This is a genomic window from Streptomyces sp. NPDC043867 (genome assembly GCF_056435845.1).
The window spans coordinates 260,915-280,015 of record NZ_JBWKDS010000002.1; the positions used below are offsets into that span (position 1 = coordinate 260,915).

The 19,101-nt window shown below is 75.7% G+C and carries 1 protein-coding gene; it reads right to left on the bottom strand.

From position 1 onward, the window contains the following. Positions 1 to 204 precede the first annotated feature (204 nt). A complete protein-coding gene (locus tag AC069T_RS03125; RefSeq protein ID WP_478781046.1) occupies positions 205 to 18,993 on the bottom strand; it encodes a non-ribosomal peptide synthetase in 18,789 nt (6,262 codons plus the stop codon). Positions 18,994 to 19,101 lie beyond the last annotated feature (108 nt).

Genomic DNA, 19,101 nt, shown 5'->3' on the forward strand with positions numbered 1-19,101 from the left:
ATCCGGCAGAGAAACCACGCCTTTGGGGGGGAGAAGGAAGGTGGAGTGGGTGGGGTGTGTGCGGTGTGGGGTGTTCCCTCCGGGGTGTTCCCCCCCCCCGCGCCGCCGGCCCGTCCGGCCAGCCGGCGGCGCAGCGCCTCCTGAAGGTCCTGGGGCAGTGCCTCGGCGCGGTTTCGCTTCGAAGACGTCATGGTCGTCCGGTCCTCACCGTTCTTCGTCGTGGTCGCTGTCGCCGCGCAGGGCGTCCTCGAGTTCGCTCAGCACCTGCTCCTCCACCAGATCCGCCAGCCCGGCGACGGTGCGGGTGACCAGCACGTCGCGGGGGGTGAGAGCCACCCCGAAGGCGTCGTTGGCGCGGGAGGCGATGAGCAGGGCGCGCAGGGAGTCGCCGCCCAGGGAGAAGTAGTCGTCCTCCGCGCCCACGGCCGTGTGCAGGGCTTCCTCCCAGATGGCGGCGAGTGCCTCCTCGGTGGGGGTGCGGGGGGCGACGTGCCCGGGTGTCTCCTCCGCGCCGGGTGCGGGGGCGGGCAGGGCGGCCCGGTCGGTCTTGCCGTTCTCGGTGAGAGGGAAGCGCTCCATCACCACGAACGCCGAGGGGACCATGTGGCCGGGCAGGATGCGCGCGGCCGACGCCCGCAGTTCGGCGGACGCGGGCGGCTCGCAGCCGGGCGCGGCGAGCAGGTGGGCCACCAGGCGCGGCAGCCCCGGCTCGTCCTCCCGTACGGTCACCACGGCGTCCAGCACGGCCGGGTGCCGCACCAGGACCTGTTCGACCTCGCCCGCCTCGATGCGGTGGCCGCGCAGCTTGAGCTGGTGGTCGGTGCGGCCCAGGTAGTGCAGCTCGCCGCGGGCGTCGCGCCGCACCAGGTCCCCGGTGCGGTACATCCGGGTGCCCGGCGGCCCGAACGGGTCGGCGGTGAAGCGGGTCGCGGTCAGGCCCGGCCGGTTCAGGTAGCCCCGGGCAAGGGAGGGGCCGCTCAGCCACAGTTCGCCCGCGACGCCGTCGGGGACCGGCCGCAGCCGCGCGTCGAGGACGTGAGCCCGGGTCGCCGGCAGCGGGCGGCCGACGGGGGGCGCGGTGCCGTCCGGCTCCAGTGGGGCCGACCAGGTGGCGACGACCGTGGCCTCGGTGGGCCCGTAGGAGTTGATCATGCGGTGGTGAGGTGCCCAGCGGGCGACGAGGTCCGCGCCGCACGCGTCGGCGCCGACCGTGAGGGTCCGCAGGTCCGGCAGGGTGCCGGGGGTGTCGGGCGGCAGCGTGGCCAGGGCGGCCGGGGGCAGCAGCGTGTGGCTGATCCGTGCCTCGCGCAGGACGCCGGCGAGTTCGGCGCCGAGCAGCGGGCCGGGCGGCGGTACGACCAGGCGGGCGCCGTTCGGCAGCGACATGCACAGTTCCAGGACCGAGGCGTCGAAGCTGGGGGTGGCGAAGGCCAGGACGCGGTCCCCCGGACCCACCTGGTAGTGCTCGGCCTCGGCGGCGGCGAAGTCGGCGAGGCCGCGGTGGGTGACGACGACGCCCTTGGGGGTTCCGGTGGAGCCCGAGGTGTAGATGACGTAGGCGGGGTCGTCGAGGTCGAGCGGCCGGGTGCGTTCGGCGTCGGTGGGCCGGTGTCCGGGTACGCCGTCCGGTGCCGCGGCGAGCAGGCCGGCGACCTCCCCGGCGTCGAGGGTGAGGGCGGGCTCGGCGTCGCGCAGCATCAGCGCGACCCGTTCGGCCGGGTAGCCGGGGTCGACCGGCAGGAACGCCGCGCCGGTCTTGGCCACCGCGAGCTGGGCGAGGACCATCTCCGCGGAGCGCGGCAGGACCAGGGCGACGAGGGTTCCCGGGCCCGCGCCGCGGGCGATGAGACGGTGCGCCAGGCGGTTCGCCCGCTCCTCCGTCTCCGCGAAGGACAGCAGCAGCCCCGGCGCGCCGAGGGCCGGCGCGGTCGGGCTGCGGTCCACCGCGGCCTCGATCAGGTCGGGCAGCGTCGCCGGGGTCACCGGCCGGGACCGCGGCCGGGTGGGCAGGTCGAGCAGCCGGGCCCGCTCCTCCGGCGGCAGCACGTCCACCGCGGCGAGGGGCGCGGTGTCCGCGGACCCGGCCAGGGCGCGCAGCGTGTGCAGCAGCCGGGCGGCCAGGGAACGCGCGGTGGTCTCCTCGAAGTACCGCGGGTCGTAGCCGAGTTCGACGCCCAGCCGGTCACCGGGCGAGATGACCACGGTGAGCGGGTAGTTGGTGGCCTCCCGGGCGTCCAGGTCCCGCACCCGCACTCCGTGGGCGCCCGCGGTCGTGTCGCCCACGGGATAGTTCTCGAAGACCAGCAGGCTGTCGAAGAGCGCCGTTCCGGCGGGCACCGCGCTGAAGTCGTGCAGGTCCGTCAGCGGGGTGTGGTCGAAGCGGCGGTCCTCGGCGCGGGCGGTCTGCATCTCGCGCAGCCAGGCGTCGCACGGCGCGTCGTCGTCGACGGTGACCCGTGCGGGCAGGGTGGTGATGAAGAGCCCGGTGATGGTGTCGGCGCCGGGCAGGTCGGCGGGCCGTCCGGAGACGGTGGTGCCGAAGCACACCTCCCGTTCGCCGCTGCAGCGCGCCAGCAGCAGCGCCCAGGCGCCCTGGACCAGGGTGTTGAGGGTGAGGCGGTGGCGGCGGGCGAAGTCCTGCAGCCGCCGTGTGTCGGCCGGTTCGAGATGCTGCGACAGCCAGGTGCCGGAGCGGGCCGCCGCGCCCTGGGCGGGCCGGCGGTCGTACGGCAGCGGCGTCGGGGCGGTGAGGTCCGCGAGGGCCTTCCGCCAGTGGTTCTCGGCCCCGGCGGCGTCCCGGCCGGCGAGCCAGGCGGCGTAGTCCGCGAAGGGCCGGCGCTCCGGCAGCCGGGGTGCCTCGCCCCCGGCGAGCGCGGCGTGGCACGCGACGACGTCCGCCAGGACGTGGAAGACGCTCCATCCGTCCAGCAGCACGTGGTGGAAGGTCCACACCACCCGTACCTCGTCCGGGCCGAGCCGGATCAGTGCGACGCGCAGCAGCGGCGCACTGTCCAGGCCGAGGCCGCGCGCCTTGTCCTCGGCCAGCAGCCGTTCCAGCTCCGCCTCGCGCCGCTCGGGTGCCAGGTCGCTCCAGTCGTGCTCGGCGACGGGCAGGACGACTTCACGGTGCACGGTCTGGAGCGGCACGGGGGCCGCGTCCAGGACCACGGCGCTGCGCAGTACGGGGGTGCGGTCGACGACCTGCTGCCAGGCGGCGGCCAGCACCCGCGGGTCCCGCACGCCGTCCATCACGAACGTGATCTGCTCGACGTACAGCCCCTCGCCCGGTTCGTCCATGGCGTGGACGACCATGCCGGTCTGGGTGGGCGTGAGCGGGTAGATGTCGACGACGTCGCGGCCGGTGCCGGCCAGCCGGTCGACGGCCGCCTGGTCCAGCGGGGCCAGCGGGAAGTCGGCGGGGGTGCGGCCCCCCGCGCCGGGTCCGGCGCAGTGCCGCACGATGGCGCGCAGTTCGTCGGCCAGTTCGGCGGCCAGGCGGGCGACGGTGTCGCGCCGGTGCACCTCACGCGAGTACGACCAGGTGAACTCCAGGCGCTTGTCGGTGACCCGGCCCAGCACGTCGAGGAGGTGGGGCCGGTCCGAAGAGGGGTCCATGCCGCCCGCGAGGCCGTCCCAGGGCGCGTGCAGCAGGCCGCCCGGGGACACGTCCCGGTCCTGCCGGCCCAGGTAGTTGAAGCCGACCTGCGGCAGCGCCGGCAGCTGTCCGGCCGCCGTGGGGTGCAGGTGCCGCAGGGCGCCGTAGCCCAGTCCGCGGCTTGGCACGGCCCGCAGGGTCTCCTTGACGGACTTGAGCGCGGTCCCGGGGTCCGCGTCCAGGGGGACCTCCAGTGCGACGGGGAACAGGGTGGTGAACCAGCCGACGGTCCGGGACAGGTCGACGTCGTCGAACAGTTCCTCCCGGCCGTGGCCCTCCAGCGCCACCGTCACCCGGTCCCGGCCCGTCCAGCGGGTCAGGACCCGGCCGAGGGCGCACAGCAGGACGTCGTTGACGCGGGTGCGGTAGACGTCGGGCACGTCCTGGAGCAGGCGGCGGGTCTCCTCGGTGTCCAGTCCGACCGTCAGCGTCTCCTCGCAGGCGACGGTGTTGCCGCCCGAGAGGTCGGCGGGCAGGGCCGCGTCGCCCTCCAGGGCCCGCCAGTGGGCGAGTTCGTCGTCGAAGCCGCCGCCCGCGGTGTGCGCCGCGAGCCGCTCGGCCCACGAGCGGTAGGAGGTGGTCTTCGGACCGAAGTCCGGTCGGTCGCCGGCGCGCAGCGCCCGGTACGCGCTCTCCAGGTCCTCCAGGATCACCCGCCACGACACCGCGTCCACCACGAGGTGGTGGGCGGCCAGCAGCAGGACCGGCCGCCGCCCTGCGCCGGGGCGGCACAGGGCGCCCCGGAGCAGCGGTCCGGCGCCCAGGTCGAAGCCGGCGCCCAGCAGGGCGGCCCGCTCGCGCAGTGCCGCCTCGGTGTCGGCGCCCGCCCCCTCGGGGAGGTCGTGCACCTCCAGGTGCGCCGGGTCGCCGGGCGCGGCGCCGTACTGGCGCCACCGCCCGTCGCCGGCCCGCTCGAACCGCAGGCGCAGGGCGTCGTGGTGCTCGACGACCGCGGTCAGGGCGGCACGCAGGAGGGTCTCGTCGGTGTCGTCGGCGAGGTGGAAGGAGACGGTCTGGGTGAAGTGCGCCGGGTCACCGGTGAGCGTGTCGAGCAGCCAGTGCTGGACCGGGGTGAGCGGCGCCTCGCCCACCACGGGACCCTGCTCGGCCGTGGTCGCCGCGGCCGGCAGGTCCTCGGCGGCGGCGGCCAGTTCGGCGACGGTCTGGTGGAGGAACAGGTGCCGCGGGGTCAGCACGAGGCCGGCCCGGCGGGCGGCGGAGACGATCTGGATGCCGAGGATGGAGTCGCCGCCGAGGGCGAAGTAGTTGTCCAGCGCGCCGACTTCCGGCACGCCCAGCACCTCGGACCAGATCGCGGCGAGGGTCCGCTCGGTGCCGGTGCCCGGCGGGCGGGCGTCGACGGAGGCCGGCGCGGCCCACACGGGTTCGGGCAGCGCCCTGCGGTCCAGCTTGCCGGTGGCCCCGAGCGGCAGCCGCTCCAGCGGCAGCACGGTCGCCGGGACCAGGTGGCCCGGGAGCGTGCGGGCGAGGAAGTCCCGCAGCGCGGCGGCCTCGGGGACCTCGGCACCGGCGGGGACGACGTACCCCACGAGCCGCCGGTGGCCGTCCTGTTCGACCACCCGGGCGGCGGCCGCGGACACCAGCGGGTGCCGGGCCAGCGCGGCCTCGACCTCGCCCAGTTCGATGCGGAAGCCGCGCACCTTCACCTGGTCGTCGCTGCGGCCGAGGTACACCAGGTCGCCGTGCGCGGTCCACCGCACCAGGTCCCCGGTGCGGTACATGCGGCTGCCGGGCGGCCCGTACGGGTCGGGGAGGAAGCGGGACGCGGTCAGGCCGGAGCGGCCCAGGTAGCCGCGGGCCACACCGGTCCCGGCGAGGTACAGCTCGCCGGGCGCTCCGGCGGGCACCGGCCGCAGCCGGGCGTCCAGGACGTAGGCGCGGGCGCCGCCCACCGGCCGGCCGATCGCCGGAACACGGTCGGGTTCCGCCGGGTCGCAGGTCCAGGCCGTGGCGTACACGGTGGCCTCGGTGGGCCCGTAGATGTTCATCACCCGGCAGCCGGGCACCGCCTCCCGGACCTGCTGGACGGTACGGACGGGCAGCGCCTCGCCGGCCAGGACGACGGTGTCCGCCGTGACGTCGACGGTGTCCTCGGCGAGCAGCCGGCCGAGGGCGGACGGGACGGCGCTGAGCAGCCCCGCGGTCCACGGCCGGTCGCGTTCGGCGAGGGCCAGCAGGTCGCGGACCACCTCGACGCAGCCTCCGGCGAGCAGCGGGGAGAGGATCTCGAACACCGACACGTCGAAGTTGAGCGAGGTGGAGGCCACGACGTGGGCGAGGCCCCGGCCGGTGAACTCGGCGGCGGCCCAGTCGGTCAGCGCCACCACGGATTCGTGGGCGACGACGACGCCCTTGGGGCGGCCGGTCGAACCGGAGGTGTGGATGACGTACGCGGGGTGCCCGGGCAGCAGGGTCGCGTGCCGCTCGGCGTCCCCGACGTCGGCGGCGGACCGGGCGGCCAGCCGTGCGGCGCACGCGGGATCGTCCAGTGCGATGCGCGCGAACGGGCCGTCGGGCAGCCGCCCGGACGTCTCCGCGCCGGTCACCACGGCGTCCGGGCGGACGTCCTCGAAGAGGAACGCGATCCGCTCGGCCGGGTAGCCGGGGTCGACCGGCAGGTAGGCGGCGCCGCTCTTCAGCACCGCGAGGAGGGCCACGATCAGGTCGGCCGTGCGGGGCAGCGCCAGCGCGACGAACCGCTCGGGTCCGGCGCCCGCGTCGACCAGCAGCCGGGCCAGCCGGTTGGCGCGCTCGTTGAGCTGCCGGTAGCTGAGGCACTCGGCGCCCGCCAGGACGGCCGGGGCGTCGGGGGTGCGTGCGGCCTGCTCCTGGAACGCCTCGGGCAGGGTCCGGCGCGGCGCCCGGGTCACCGGGCCGCCCAGCCGGTCGACGAGGCGGCGGCCCTGCTCCGGTGCGACCAGCGGCAGATCGTCCAGGCAGCGCTCTGGGTCGGTGGCCATCTCGATGAGAAGGGTGCGCAGGCTCGCGCCGAGCCCCTCGACCGTCGCGGGGTCGAAGGCCTCCGGGTCGTAGTCGAGGGCGACCGCGAGGGTGTCACCCGGCGCGACCACCACGCTGAGCGGGTAGTTGGTCGGCTCCAGGTCGCGTTCCTGCTCCATGGCCAGTCCGTGCCGGGCCAGGGCGTTGGCGTCGAACGGATAGTTCTCGAAGACGACGATGCTGTCGAACAGCGTGGTGCCGCCCGGCACGTCGCTCCACGTCTGGAGCTGGGCGAGGGAGACGAAGTCGTGGCGCCGGGACTCCGACTGGGCGGCCTGGAGCTCGCGAAGCCACTCCAGCAGCCGACGCCGTCCGTCGATCCGCGCCCGGGTGGGCAGCGTGTTGATGAACACGCCGACCATCGAGGTCACTCCCGGCAGTTCGGCGGGGCGCCCGGACACGGTCGTGCCGAACACCACGTCGTCACCGCCGCCGTACCGGGACAGCAGCAGGGCCCAGGCACCCTGGAGCACCGTGTTGACGGTGAGCCCGGCGCGCTGCGCGGTCTCCCGCAGCCGCGCCGACACGCCGGCGTCGAGCGTGACCCGGACCGACCCCGACGAGGACGTGCCGTGGGCCTCGGCGGGCCGCCGGTCGCGCGGCAGCTCGGTGGGGACGGAGAAACCTGCCAGCGCCTCGCGCCAGTACCGTTCCGCGCGCCCGGTGTCCTGCCGGGCCAGCCAGCCCAGGTAGTCACTGAAGGGTGAGCGGTCCGGGACCTGCGGCCGGCGCCCGGAGGTCAGAGCCGCGTACCGCTCGCACACCTCGTCGAACACCTGGGCGGCGCTCCATCCGTCGAGCAGGACGTGGTGGAAGGTCCACACCATCCGCACCCGCTCGGGCGACAGCCGGATCAGGGTCAGCCGCATCAGCGGCGCGGCGGACAGGTCGACGCCCGCCCGGCGGTCCTCGTCGAGCATCCGGTCGAGTTCCCGTTCACGGCGCCCGGCCGGCCACTGGGACCAGTCGTGGTGCGTGACGGGCACCTCGGCCCGGTGCTGCACGACCTGGAGGGGCTCGGCCGTCTCCTGCCACACCAGCCGGGTGCGGAGCATCGGGTTGGCGTCCGCGGTGCGCTGCCACGCCTCGGCGAGGGCGTGCGCGTCCCGGACCCCGCAGAGCACGAGCTGCACCTGGTTGAGGTAGGTGCCGGCGTCCGTGTCCATCAGGCTGTGGAACAGCATGCCTGCCTGCATCGGCGTCAGCGGGTACAGGTCGGCGACCGCCTGACCGTCGCCCACGACCCGGTCCACGGCCGTCTGGTCGACGCGCGCCAGCGGGAAGTCCGAGGGCGTGCGGCCGCCGGCGTCCGGGCGCGAGCAGTGGGCGACCAGGTTCCCGAGCGCCGCGAGCATGCCCTCGGCGAGTCCGGCCACCGTCTCCTCGCGGTGCAGTCCGGCGCTGTAGTACCAGGTGACCTCGAGGCGGCCGTCCTCCACCCGGGCCACCACGTCGAGCACGTGCGGGCGCTCCTGCCCGGGAGCCTCTGCGCCGTCCAGGCCGTCGGGCACGGAACGGACGAGTACGCCGTCGGCGGCGGACCAGTCGAACCGGCCCAGGTAGTTGAAGCTGACGCCGGGCGTCGGCGCTTCCGCGAGTCCGCCGTCCCCGGCGAGGTACCGCAGCGCGCCGTGGCCCAGGCCGCGCTCCGGCACGGCCCGCAGCTGCTCCTTGACGGACTTCAGGGCGGTGCCCCAGTCCCCCTCCCCCGCGTCGAGGGCGACCGGGAACAGGGTGGTGAACCAGCCGACCGTACGGGACAGGTCGACGTCGTCGAAGAGCTGGTCCTCGCGGCCGTGCCCCTCCAGGTCCACGGCGACGGTGCCTCGGCCGGTCCAGTCGGCGAGCGTCCGGGCGAGCGCGGTCAGCAGGACGTCGTCGATGCGGGTGCGGTAGACGCCGGGCACCTTGCGCAGCAGGTCGTCGGTGCGCTCCTCGTCGAGCCGGACGGTCACCGCGCGCACGTCGGCCGTGGTGTTGCCGCCGTCGAGTTCCACCGGGAGCGGGTCCGCGCAGTGCCGGGCCACCGCGTCCCAGTGGGCGCGTTCCGCCGCGAAGCCGCCTTCGCCGGTGTGGGCGCGCAGTCGCCGCGCCCACTCCTGGACGGAGGTGGTGCGGGCCGGCAGGCGGACCGGTTCCCCGGCGAGGGCCTGCCGGTAGGCGGTCTCCAGGTCCTCCAGGAGGACGCGCCAGGAGACACCGTCGACGACCAGGTGGTGCACGGCCAGCAGCAGCCGGGCGGGGCGGGTGCCGGAGTCCGCGGGAGACCCGGGGGCGCCGGTGAAGAGCCGGGCGGTGAGCAGCGGGCCGGTGTCGAGCCGGAAGGCGGCGTGCGCCTCGGCCGTGACGCGGGCCTCGGTCTCCCGCGCCGCCGCCGCGGTGCCCGCACCGCTCAGGTCGCAGACCCGCAGCAGCTCCGGTGCCGGCGCGTCCGCGGAGACGCAGGTCTGGCTCCAGGACCCGTCGTCCCGGCGGGCGAAGCGGGAGCGCAGGGCGTCGTGGTGCGCCCACAGGGCGGCGAGCGCGCGGCGCAGGGCGGCCGGGTCGACGTCGGCCGTCTCCACGACGACGGACTGGTTGAAGAACTCCGGGCGGTGCGGGCCGGCGTCCAGGAACCAGTGCTGGATGGGCGTGAGGGCGACCTCACCGCTCACCGGGCCGGTCCCGGCGACGGGCGCGGCGGTGCCGGTGGCGGCGGCCAGCGCGGCGACGGTGGGGTGCCGGAACAGGTCCCGGGGCGTCAGGGCGAGGCCTGCGGCGCGGGCGCGGGAGACGACCTGGATGCTGAGGATCGAGTCGCCGCCCAGCATGAAGAAGTTGTCGTCGGCGCCGACCCGTTCGACGCCGAGCAGCTCGGCCCAGATCTCGCCGAGGATCCGCTCGGTCCCGGTGCGCGGCGCACGGTACGCGGTGTCGCCGGCCGCCGACCAGTCGGGGGCCGGGAGGCGCCGCCGGTCCACCTTGCCGTTGCCCGTCAGGGGCAGCTCCGCCACGGTGACGAACGCGGCGGGCAGCATGTAGTCGGGCAGGTCGGCCGACAGGTGGGTGCGCAGTTCGGCGGCCGGCGGTACGGCGGCGGCGGGGGCGGGCACGAGGTGGGCGGCCAGCCGCTTGCGCCCGCCCTCCTCGTACACGGAGACGACCGCCTCCACGACGGCCGGGTGGGCGGTGAGCCGGGCCTCGATCTCGGCGGGTTCCACCCGGAAGCCGCGGATCTTGATCTGGTCGTCCGCACGTCCCACGAAGTGCAGTTCGCCGTCGCCGCTCCAGCGCACGATGTCGCCGGTGCGGTACATGCGGGCGCCGGGCGGGCCGAACGGGTCGGCGAGGTAGCGGGCGGCGGTCGCGCCGGGGCGTCCGGCGTAGCCGCGGGCCACTCCGGCACCGGCGACGAACAACTCGCCGGGGATGCCCGGCGGTTGGGGCTGGAGCGCGTCGTCCAGGACGTACACCCGCGTGTTGTCCAGCGGGCGGCCGATGGGCAGCACCGGGGGCAGCGGATCACCGGCGCGGAAGACGCGCCGGGTGGCGAAGGTGGTGGTCTCGGTCGGGCCGTAGCCGTCGACGAGTCTTAGGCCGGGGCAGGCGTCCAGGACACGGCGGACCACCGCGCCCGGCACGGCCTCGCCTCCGGTCCACACCTCCAGGGCGCCGCGCAGGCAGGTGGGGTCCTCCTGGGCGAGGAGGCGGAACAGTCCCGCGGTCAGCCACAGGCACCGCACGCCCTGCTCGGTGATCGCGCGCCGGACGACGGCGGCGTCCAGGTCGGCCGGCGGGGCCAGCACGGCGGTCCCGCCACGCAGCAGCGGGACCCACAGCTCGTAGGTGGAGGCGTCGAAGGCGTGCGGGGAGTGCACGAGGACGCGGTCGTGGCCGGCGAAGGCGCGGTCGAGTGCGAGCGCGGCCACGTCCCGCTGGCGCACGGCGACGCCCTTGGGGACACCGGTGGAGCCGGAGGTGAACATGAGGTACTGGACGTTGTCCGGGTGCACCGCGACACCGGCCGGACGCCGGGAACCGGACGCGTCACCGTCGGCCCCCGCGGCTCCGTCCGGCGGCACGGCCCCGGCAGCGTCGGCGTTGACGTCCAGCGGTACCGGCCCACCGCCGGCGGCTCCGTCCAGCCGTACGGCCTCCGCGCCTGCGCCGGCGGCTCCGTCCAGCCGTACGACCTCCCCCTCGGGATGCACGGCGCGGGCCGTCTCGTCGCTGGCCGCGTCGGTGAGCAGCAGGTGCGCGCCGGCCTCGGTGAGCATGCGGCGCAGCCGCTCGCCCGGTGCCCGGCCGTCCAGCGGGACGTAGATCCCGCCGGTGCGGGCGAGGGCGAGCTGGGTGACGACGAGGGTGACCGAGCGGTCCATCAGCACGCCGACCGGGACCTCGGCCCGTACACCGAGCGCGGTCAGCCGGGCGGCGAGTCGCGCCGCCCGGGTGTCCAGCTCCCGGTAGGTGAGGTGCTCGGCGCCGGCCTCAAGGGCGACGGCGTCCGGGGTGCGCCGCACCTGGGCGGCGAACAGGTCCGCGACCGTGGCGTCCGGCGCGTCGGTGGCCGTGTCGTTCCAGCCGCGCAGGACCTGGTCCCGGCGGGCGGGGGTCAGCAACGGCAGCCTCGCGGCGGGGCGTTGCGGTGCCGCGGCCATGCCCTCCAGCAGGACGGTGAGGTACTCGGCCATCCGCGCGACGGTGCCGGTGTCGAACAGCTCGGGGTCGTAGCCGAGGCGCAGCCCGAGTTCGGGGCCGGGGTAGGCCACCAGGCTGAGGGGGTAGTTGGTGGTCTCGATGCCGTCCAGGTCGCTCAGGCGCAGCCCGTGCGCGGCGGCGAGTCCGTCGTCGACCGGGTAGTTCTCGAAGACCACGATGCTGTCGAACAGGGCGACCCCGTCCGGGAGTTCGGTGAACCCCTTCATGCGGGTGAGCGGCATGTGGTCGAACCGCCGGTCCTCGCTCTGGTCCTGCTGGAGCCGGCTCAGCCAGTCGAGGAGGGTCTCGTCGCGCGGTGCGGCGACGCGGGTCGGCAGTGTCGTGATGAACAGGCCGGTCATGGCCTCGGCACCGGGCAGCTCGGGGGGACGCCCGGAGACGGTGGTGCCGAACACCACGTCGTCGCGGCCCGCCTGACGGCTCAGCAGCAGCGCCCAGGCGCCCTGGACGAGGGTGTTGAGGGTCAGGCCCGCCGTTCTGGCCAGCTCCTCCAGCGCCCGGCTGGCGGCGGCGGGAACCGTGACCCGGACCGCCTGGGTGGACTCGGCGCGGTGGGTCTCGCGCGGTTCACGGTCGTAGGGCAGCGGGGTGGACTCGCCGAGGCCGGACAGGCGGTCCCGCCAGTGCTGTTCGGCCTGTTCGCCGTCGCGGTCGCGCAGCCAGGCCACGTAGTCGCGGAACGGCCGGCGGTCGGGCAGTGCGTCGTCGGCCGCCGTGCCCGGCTCCCCGGCGGTCCCGGCGGGCAGCGCATGGCAGGTGAAGACGTCCGACAGCACCTGGAACAGGCTCCAGCCGTCGAGGATCAGGTGGTGGAAGGACCACACCACCCGCACGCTGTCGTCGCAGAGCCGGGCGATCACCAGGCGTTGCAGCGGGGCCTGTCCGAGGTCGATGCCGCGTTCCCGGTCGCGGTCCAGCAACTCCCGCAGCCTCGCCTCCCGTTCGGGTAACGGCACCTCCCGCCAGTCCGCGTGCGTGACCGGCACGGACGCGTGGCGCCGGACCACCAGCAGCGGTTCGGGCATGTCCTGCCACGCGACGTGGCCGCGCAGCACGGGGGTGCGGTCGGTGACCCGCTGCCAGGCGGCCGCCAGTGCCGCGGGGTCGGGTATCCCGTCCAGGACGAAGGTCAGCTGCTGGAAGTAGGCGCTGCGGTCGTCCTGGGAGAGCCCGTGGAAGAGCATGCCGGCCTGGGTGGGCGTGAGGGCGTGGACGTCCTCGACCGCGGCGGGGTCGTCCCCGACGATCCGGTCCACGGCCCGCTGGTCCAGCCGCGCCAGCGGGAAGTCCGAGGGGGTGCGCCCCGCGGCGCCCGGCCGGGCGGCGTGCCGGGCGAGGCCCGCCAGCGCGTCGGCGTACCGTCCGGCGAGATCTGCGACGGTCGCCTCCCGGTGCAGCTCCCCGGAGTAGAACCAGGTGAACTCCAGCGCGTCGCCGTCCAGTTGCCCCACGACCTCCAGGGCGTGCGGGCGCTCGGCCAGCGGGTCGGCGTCCAGCTCAAGGGGGCGGCCCGGTGCCTGGTAGAGGCTGTCCGGCCGGCCGTCCGCGAGCCCGAACCGGCCCAGGTAGTTGAAGCTGATGTGTGCGGTCGGCGCCGAGGGCAGCGAACCGGGCCTGGCCAGGTAGCGCAGGGCGTCGTGGCCCAGACCGTGCCGGGGCACCGCGCGGAGCTGTTCCTTGACCCGTTTGAGCACCGTGTCCCAGTCCGCGTCCGGGGGGACGGTCAGGGCGACGGGGTGGCGGGTGGTGAACCAGCCGACGGTACGGCTGGTGTCGACGTCGGCGAACAGTTCCTCCCGGCCGTGCCCTTCGACGTCCACCACGACGCGGTCGTGTCCGGTCCAGCCGCACAGGGTCCGGCCCAGCGCGCTGAGCAGTACGTCGTTGGCCTGGGTGCGGTAGGTCTCCGGCAGGGTGCGCAGCAGGACGGCGGTGTCCTCGGGAGTGAGGCGTACGGTCACCGAGCGCGCCGTGGCGTAGGTGTTGGCGCCCGTCAGGTCCGTGGGAAGCGCGGTGTCGGTCTCCGTGACCGGCTGCGACCAGTACGCCGTCTCGTCGTCGAAGCCGCCGTCGGCGGCGAGGGCGGCCAGGCGCCCGGCCCAGTCCCGCAGCGCCGACGACTTCGCCGGCAGGGCCGCCGTCCCGTCGCGGCCCTCGCGGCGGGCGGCGTAGGCCCGGTCCAGGTCTTCCAGCAGGACGCGCCAGGAGATCCCGTCGACGACCAGGTGGTGGACGGCCAGGTGCAGGACGGGGCGGCGGCCGGGCTCCCGGTCGTGGAGCACGGCGCGCAGCAGCGGGCCGCTGGACAGGTCGAAGGGGCCCGTGTGCGGGGCGTCGGCGTCGGGGCCGGTGTGGCGTGCCAGGTGCAGCCGGGGGGCCGCGTCGTCGATGTGCCACTGGACGCCCGCGTCGCCGTGACCGGTGAGGAAGCGGGAACGCAGGGCGTCGTGATGGGCGACCAGGTCGTTCAGGGCGTCCTCGAGGGCCGCGGCGTCGACGGTGTCGGGCAGTTCCACGGACAGCGTCTGGGCGAAGTGGCCCGCGCGTTCGGCGGCGCTCTCGAAGAGCCAGTGCTGAATGGGTGTCAGCGGCGCGGTTCCGGTGGCCGCGACGGGGGCGGGCGCGGCGGTCCTGCGGCTTTTGGCGGCGTCCGCGCACCGGGCGAGGGCGGCGACCGTCTGGTGCCGGTAGACGTCGCGCGAGGTCACCGTCAGGCCGGCCCGCCGGGCCTGCGCCACCACCTGGATGCTGAGGATGGAGTCGCCGCCGAGCGCGAAGAAGTTGTCGTCCGCCCCGACCCGCTCCACGTGCAGGACGTCCGCCCAGACGGCGGCGAGGGTCCGCTCGGTGGGAGTGCGGGGCGCGACGTGGCGCGTGGTGTGCGTGGCGGGTCCCGGGTCCGGGAGCGCGGCGCGGTCCAGTTTGCCGTTGGGGTTGAGCGGCAGGGCGCTCAGCACCACGACGGCCGCGGGCACCATGTAGTCGGGCAGCGACGCGCCGAGTGTCCGGCGCACCGACTCCGGTTCGACGCGCGCTCCCGCGGCGGGTACGACATACCCGACCAGGCGCCGGTGCCCGTCGCTCTCCCGGGCGGTGGCGGCCGCCTCGGCCACGCCCTCGCACGTGCGCAGGGCCTCCTCCACCTCGCCGAGCTCGATGCGGAATCCCCGTACCTTGACCTGCTGGTCGGTCCGCCCGAGGTACTCCAGCTCGCCGTCGGCGGTCCAGCGCACCAGGTCCCCGGTGCGGTACATCCGGTCGCCGGGCGCGCCGTAGGGGTCGGCGACGAACCGGGCGGCGGTCAGGCCGGGGCGCCGCAGGTAGCCGCGGGCCAGGCCGCCGCCCCCGAGGTGGAGTTCTCCCGTGACTCCCGGAGGCTGCGGGCGCAGCAGGCGGTCCAGGACGTAGGCCCGGGTGCGGGCCACCGGTCTGCCGATGGGCGGGGCCTGGTCGGGCACGGCGTCCCCGGCGAACCACGCGGTGGCGTAGACGGTCGCCTCGGTCGGCCCGTAGATGTTGGCCACCTCACCGCCGGGCATCGCGCGCCGCAGGTCCCGCACGGTCTGCGCGGGCAGCGCCTCGCCGGCCAGGACGACGGTGTCGGCCTCGACCGCGGTGGCGTCGCCCGTCAGCATCCGGGAGACCACCGACGGCACGCCGCTGACCAGCCCGGCCCGCCGCGTCCCCGGCGTGTCGGCGAGCGCGGGCAGGTCGTCGACCAGCTCGACGCCGCCGCCTGCCAGCAGGGGGCACAGCATCTCGAAGACCGAGACGTCGAAGTTGAGCGAGGTGGAGGCGACGACGTGCGCCAGCCGGTCGGTGCCGAACTCCTCCTCCGCCCAGGTGGCCAGTGCGGCCACGCTGCGCTGGGCGACCACGACCCCCTTGGGGCGGCCGGTCGAGCCCGAGGTGTAGATGACGTAGGCGGGATGGGCGGGGTCCAGCGGCTGCGGGCGCTCGGCGTCGGTCACGTTCGCGTCGGACGGGTCGAGGGCCCCGGCGCCGTCGACGGCGCAGTCCTCCAGGATCAGCGGTTCGCACCCCTCGGGCAGTACGCCGGCCGTGTCGCGGGCGGCGACGACCAGCGCGGGAGCCGCGTCGTCGAGCATGAAGCGGATGCGCTCGGCCGGGTAGCCGGGATCCACCGGCAGGTATCCGGCGCCCGACTTCAGGACGGCCCAGAGCACCGGCAGCAGGTCGGCGGTGCGCGGCAGGCAGAGCGCGACCAGCGTCTCGGGGCCCGCGCCGCGGCCGATCAGCAGCCGGGCGAGGCGGTTGGCGCGCCGGTTCACCTCGGCGTAGTCGAGCCGTACGGGGCCGCAGACCACGGCGGTCCGGTCGGGGGTCCTGGCCACCTGCGCCTCGAACAGCGCGGCCAGCGTGCTGTCCGTGGTGTCCTGCCCGTCGCGCGGCGGCGGGTTCCAGGCGTCGAGCAGGGTGCGCCGCTCGTCGTCCGACAGCAGCGGCAGTTCGGCGACCGTCCGGTGCGGGCCGTCCGCCATGCCCTCCAGCAGGCGGTGCAGGTGACGGCTCATCCGGGCCACGGTGCGTGCCTCGAAGAGGTCCGTGTTGTACTCGACCGTCAGCTCGGATCCGCCGTCGGGACGCGGCGCGAACTCCAGGACCAGGTCGAAGCGGGCCGCCGGCCGGGGCAGCGGATGGTCCTCGATCCGCAGCCCGCCGGCCCGCGGCGGGTACGCCGGGGCGGTCTGCTGCACCACGAGCGCCTGCACCAGCGGGGTGCGGCTCGGGTCCCGGGGCGGGGCCAGCTCCTCCACCACCCGGTCGAAGGGCACCCCGTCGTGCGCGAAGGCGTCCAGCACGGTCGCGCGCATGCTCTCCACGAACCGGTCGACCGTGACCTTGTCGTCCACCTCACCACGCAGCACCACGGTGTTGGCGAAGAACCCGGTGACGTCCTCCAGGTCGCCGCGGCCCCGCCCGTTGGTGACGGTGCCGAACGCCACGTCCCGCTGCCCGGAGTACCGGGAGAACAGAACGGCGGCGGCGCCCGCGAAGAGGGTGAACAGGGTCGTGCCCCGGCCGCTCGCCAAGTGCCGCAGCCGGGCGACGAGTTCGGCGGACAGCTCGTGGCGGTGCGCCGCTCCGGCGGTGGTGCGCACGGCGGGCCGGGGCCGGTCCGTGGGCAGTTCCAGCTGCTGCATGCCGGTCAGGTGCCGCTTCCAGTACGCGAGGCTCTCGGCGTCGCCGTCCGTGGACCGCCGCTGCCGTTCCCACACGGCGAAGTCCGGGTACTGCACGCCCGGCTCGGACAGTCCGTCGGGGGTACCTGACACCTCCGCGTGGTAGAGCGCGGCCAGGTCGCGGGTCAGGACGCCGACGGACCAGCCGTCGGTGACGATGTGGTGCTGGGCCAGCAGGAGCAGGTGGTCGTCGTCGGTGCGGCGGACGAGCAGGGCGCGGGTGAGCGGTCCCGTCGCCAGGTCGTAGGGGCGGCCCAGTTCCTCGGTCAGGAGTCGCTCGGTGGCCTCGGCGCGGCCGTCGGCGGGGAGACGGCCGAGATCCGCCGTCCGCAGCGGCACCGCGGCGGCGTCGCTCACGTGCTGCGCGTCCTGCCCGTCCACGGTGGTGAAGGTGGTGCGCAGGGAGCCGTGGCGGGCGGCGAGCCGGTCCAGGGCACGGCGCAGCGCGCCGTCGTCGAGTGCTCCGCGCAGGCGCAGCGCGACACCGGTGTTGTACTCGGTGCCGCCCGCGCTGAGGTCGTTGAGGAACCACAGCCGTCGCTGGGCGCTGGACAGCGGAAGGGGCCGGTCCCGCGGGGCCGGCGGGATCGGGTCCGGCGCCGCGGTGGCGGCCGGGTCGCCGAGCAGCGGGGCCAGGTCGGCGACGGTCCGCGCGGTGAACACGTCCCGGACGGACAGGCGTACGCCGAGTTCGTCGCGTATCCGGGACAGCATGCGGGCGGCGAGGATCGAGTCGCCGCCCAGGTCGAAGAAGTCGTCCTCCACGCCGATGCCTTCGGCGCCCAGCACGTCCGCCCAGACGGCGGCCAGTGACCGCTCCTCGGGGGTGCGCGGCGGGACGCGGCCGGCGGTGGACGCGGGGCCGGGCGCGGGCAGGGCACGCCGGTCCACCTTGTGCTGCGGGGTGAGCGGCAGGGCGTCCAGGACGACGATCGCCGACGGGACCAGGTGTGCCGGCAGGGAGGCGGCGAGCGCCGCGCGCAACGCGGCCGGCTGTGGGGCGTGCCGGGGGTCGGCGGGCGTGACGTAGCCGACGAGCCGCTGCCGGCCCGGCTCGTCCTCGCGTACCACGACGACGGCTTCACGGACCTGGTTCTCGCCTGCAAGGGCCGCCTCGATCTCGCCGGGTTCGATGCGGAAGCCGCGCACCTTCACCTGCCGGTCGAGCCTGCCCAGGAACTCCAGCTCGCCGTCCGCCGTCCAGCGCGTCCGGTCGCCGGTGCGGTACAGCCGGGCGCCGGGCGGTCCGAAGGGGCTGGCGACGAAGCGGGCGGCGGTCAGGCCCGGCCGGCCGAGGTAGCCGCGGGCCAGTCCGTCGCCCCCCACGAACAGTTCGCCGTCGGCGCCGGGCGGCACGGGCCGCATCGCCTCGTCCAGTACGTGGGCCCGCAGGCCGGGCAGCGGGGCGCCGATCGTCGGAGTGCCGCCGCCGGCCGAGAGGGCGCCGGTCCACGAGGTGACGATCGTGGCCTCGGTCGGCCCGTACGAGTTGATCATGCGGCGTCCCGGCGCCCAGCGGTCGACGAGGGCCGCGGGACAGGCTTCGGCTCCCACGATCAGCGTGCGCAGATGACGTGCGCCGCCGTTCGCCGCCGGGTCGGGCAGCGTGGCGAGCGCGGCCGGCGGGATGAGTGCGTGGGTGATGCGGTGCTCGTCCAGCACGGTGGCGAGTTCGTCGCCCAGCCACGGCCCGTCGGGCGGCACCACCATCGTCGCGCCCGTCAGGAGCGAGATGAACAGCTCCAGGACGGAGGCGTCGAAGCTCGGCGAGGAGAACTGCAGCACGCGGTCGCCCGGGCCGACGGCGTACCGGTCCGCGGCGGCCGCCGCGAAGCCGCCGATGCCCCGGTGGGTGACCGTCACGCCCTTGGGGGTCCCGGTGGAGCCGGAGGTGAAGATGACGTAGGCCGCGTGGTCGGCGTCCGCCTCCGGGAGCCGGACCGGGGCCCCCTGGGCGGTGTTCTTCTCGGCCATGACGGCACGGACCGGGTCCAGGTCGTCGAGGACCGCGGCGGGCCGGGCGTCGGCCAGCATCAGGGCACGCCGTTCGGCCGGGTAGTCGGGGTCCACCGGCAGGAAGGCGGCGCCCGCCCGGGCCACGGCCAGCTCCGCGGCGACCAGTTCCATCGAGCGGGGCAGGACCAGCGCGACGGGCCGGTCCGGGCCGGCCCCGCTCCGCACGAGGTGGCCGGCCAGCCGGTCGGCGCGTGCGGCCAGTTCGCGGTAGGACCAGGTCCGCCGCCCGTCGGTCAGCGCGGGCGCCGACGGGGTACGGGCGGCCTGGGCGGCGAACAGCTCACCGAGCGGCGCGTACGTCGCCGTACCGGCGGTGACGCCGTCGTCGGGCGCGGGCGCGTGGTCGGCCTGCGGGGAGCGGGGCGCAGGGGTGGCCATGTCGTGCGGGTCCGTCATGGGGAGTCCTTATGGGCGAAGAACGAAGCGGTGCGCGCGGACCGGGACGGCGGGGAGACAGCCCGAAGGCCCGCCGGGGCGGTGGGGACGGCTGTCCGCGCGTGCGGG

What these genes read in the sequence shown, in the direction of transcription:
- AC069T_RS03125 (WP_478781046.1), bottom strand. Translation starts at nt 18,993, where the DNA reads ATGACGGACCCGCACGACATGGCCACCCCTGCGCCCCGCTCCCCGCAG.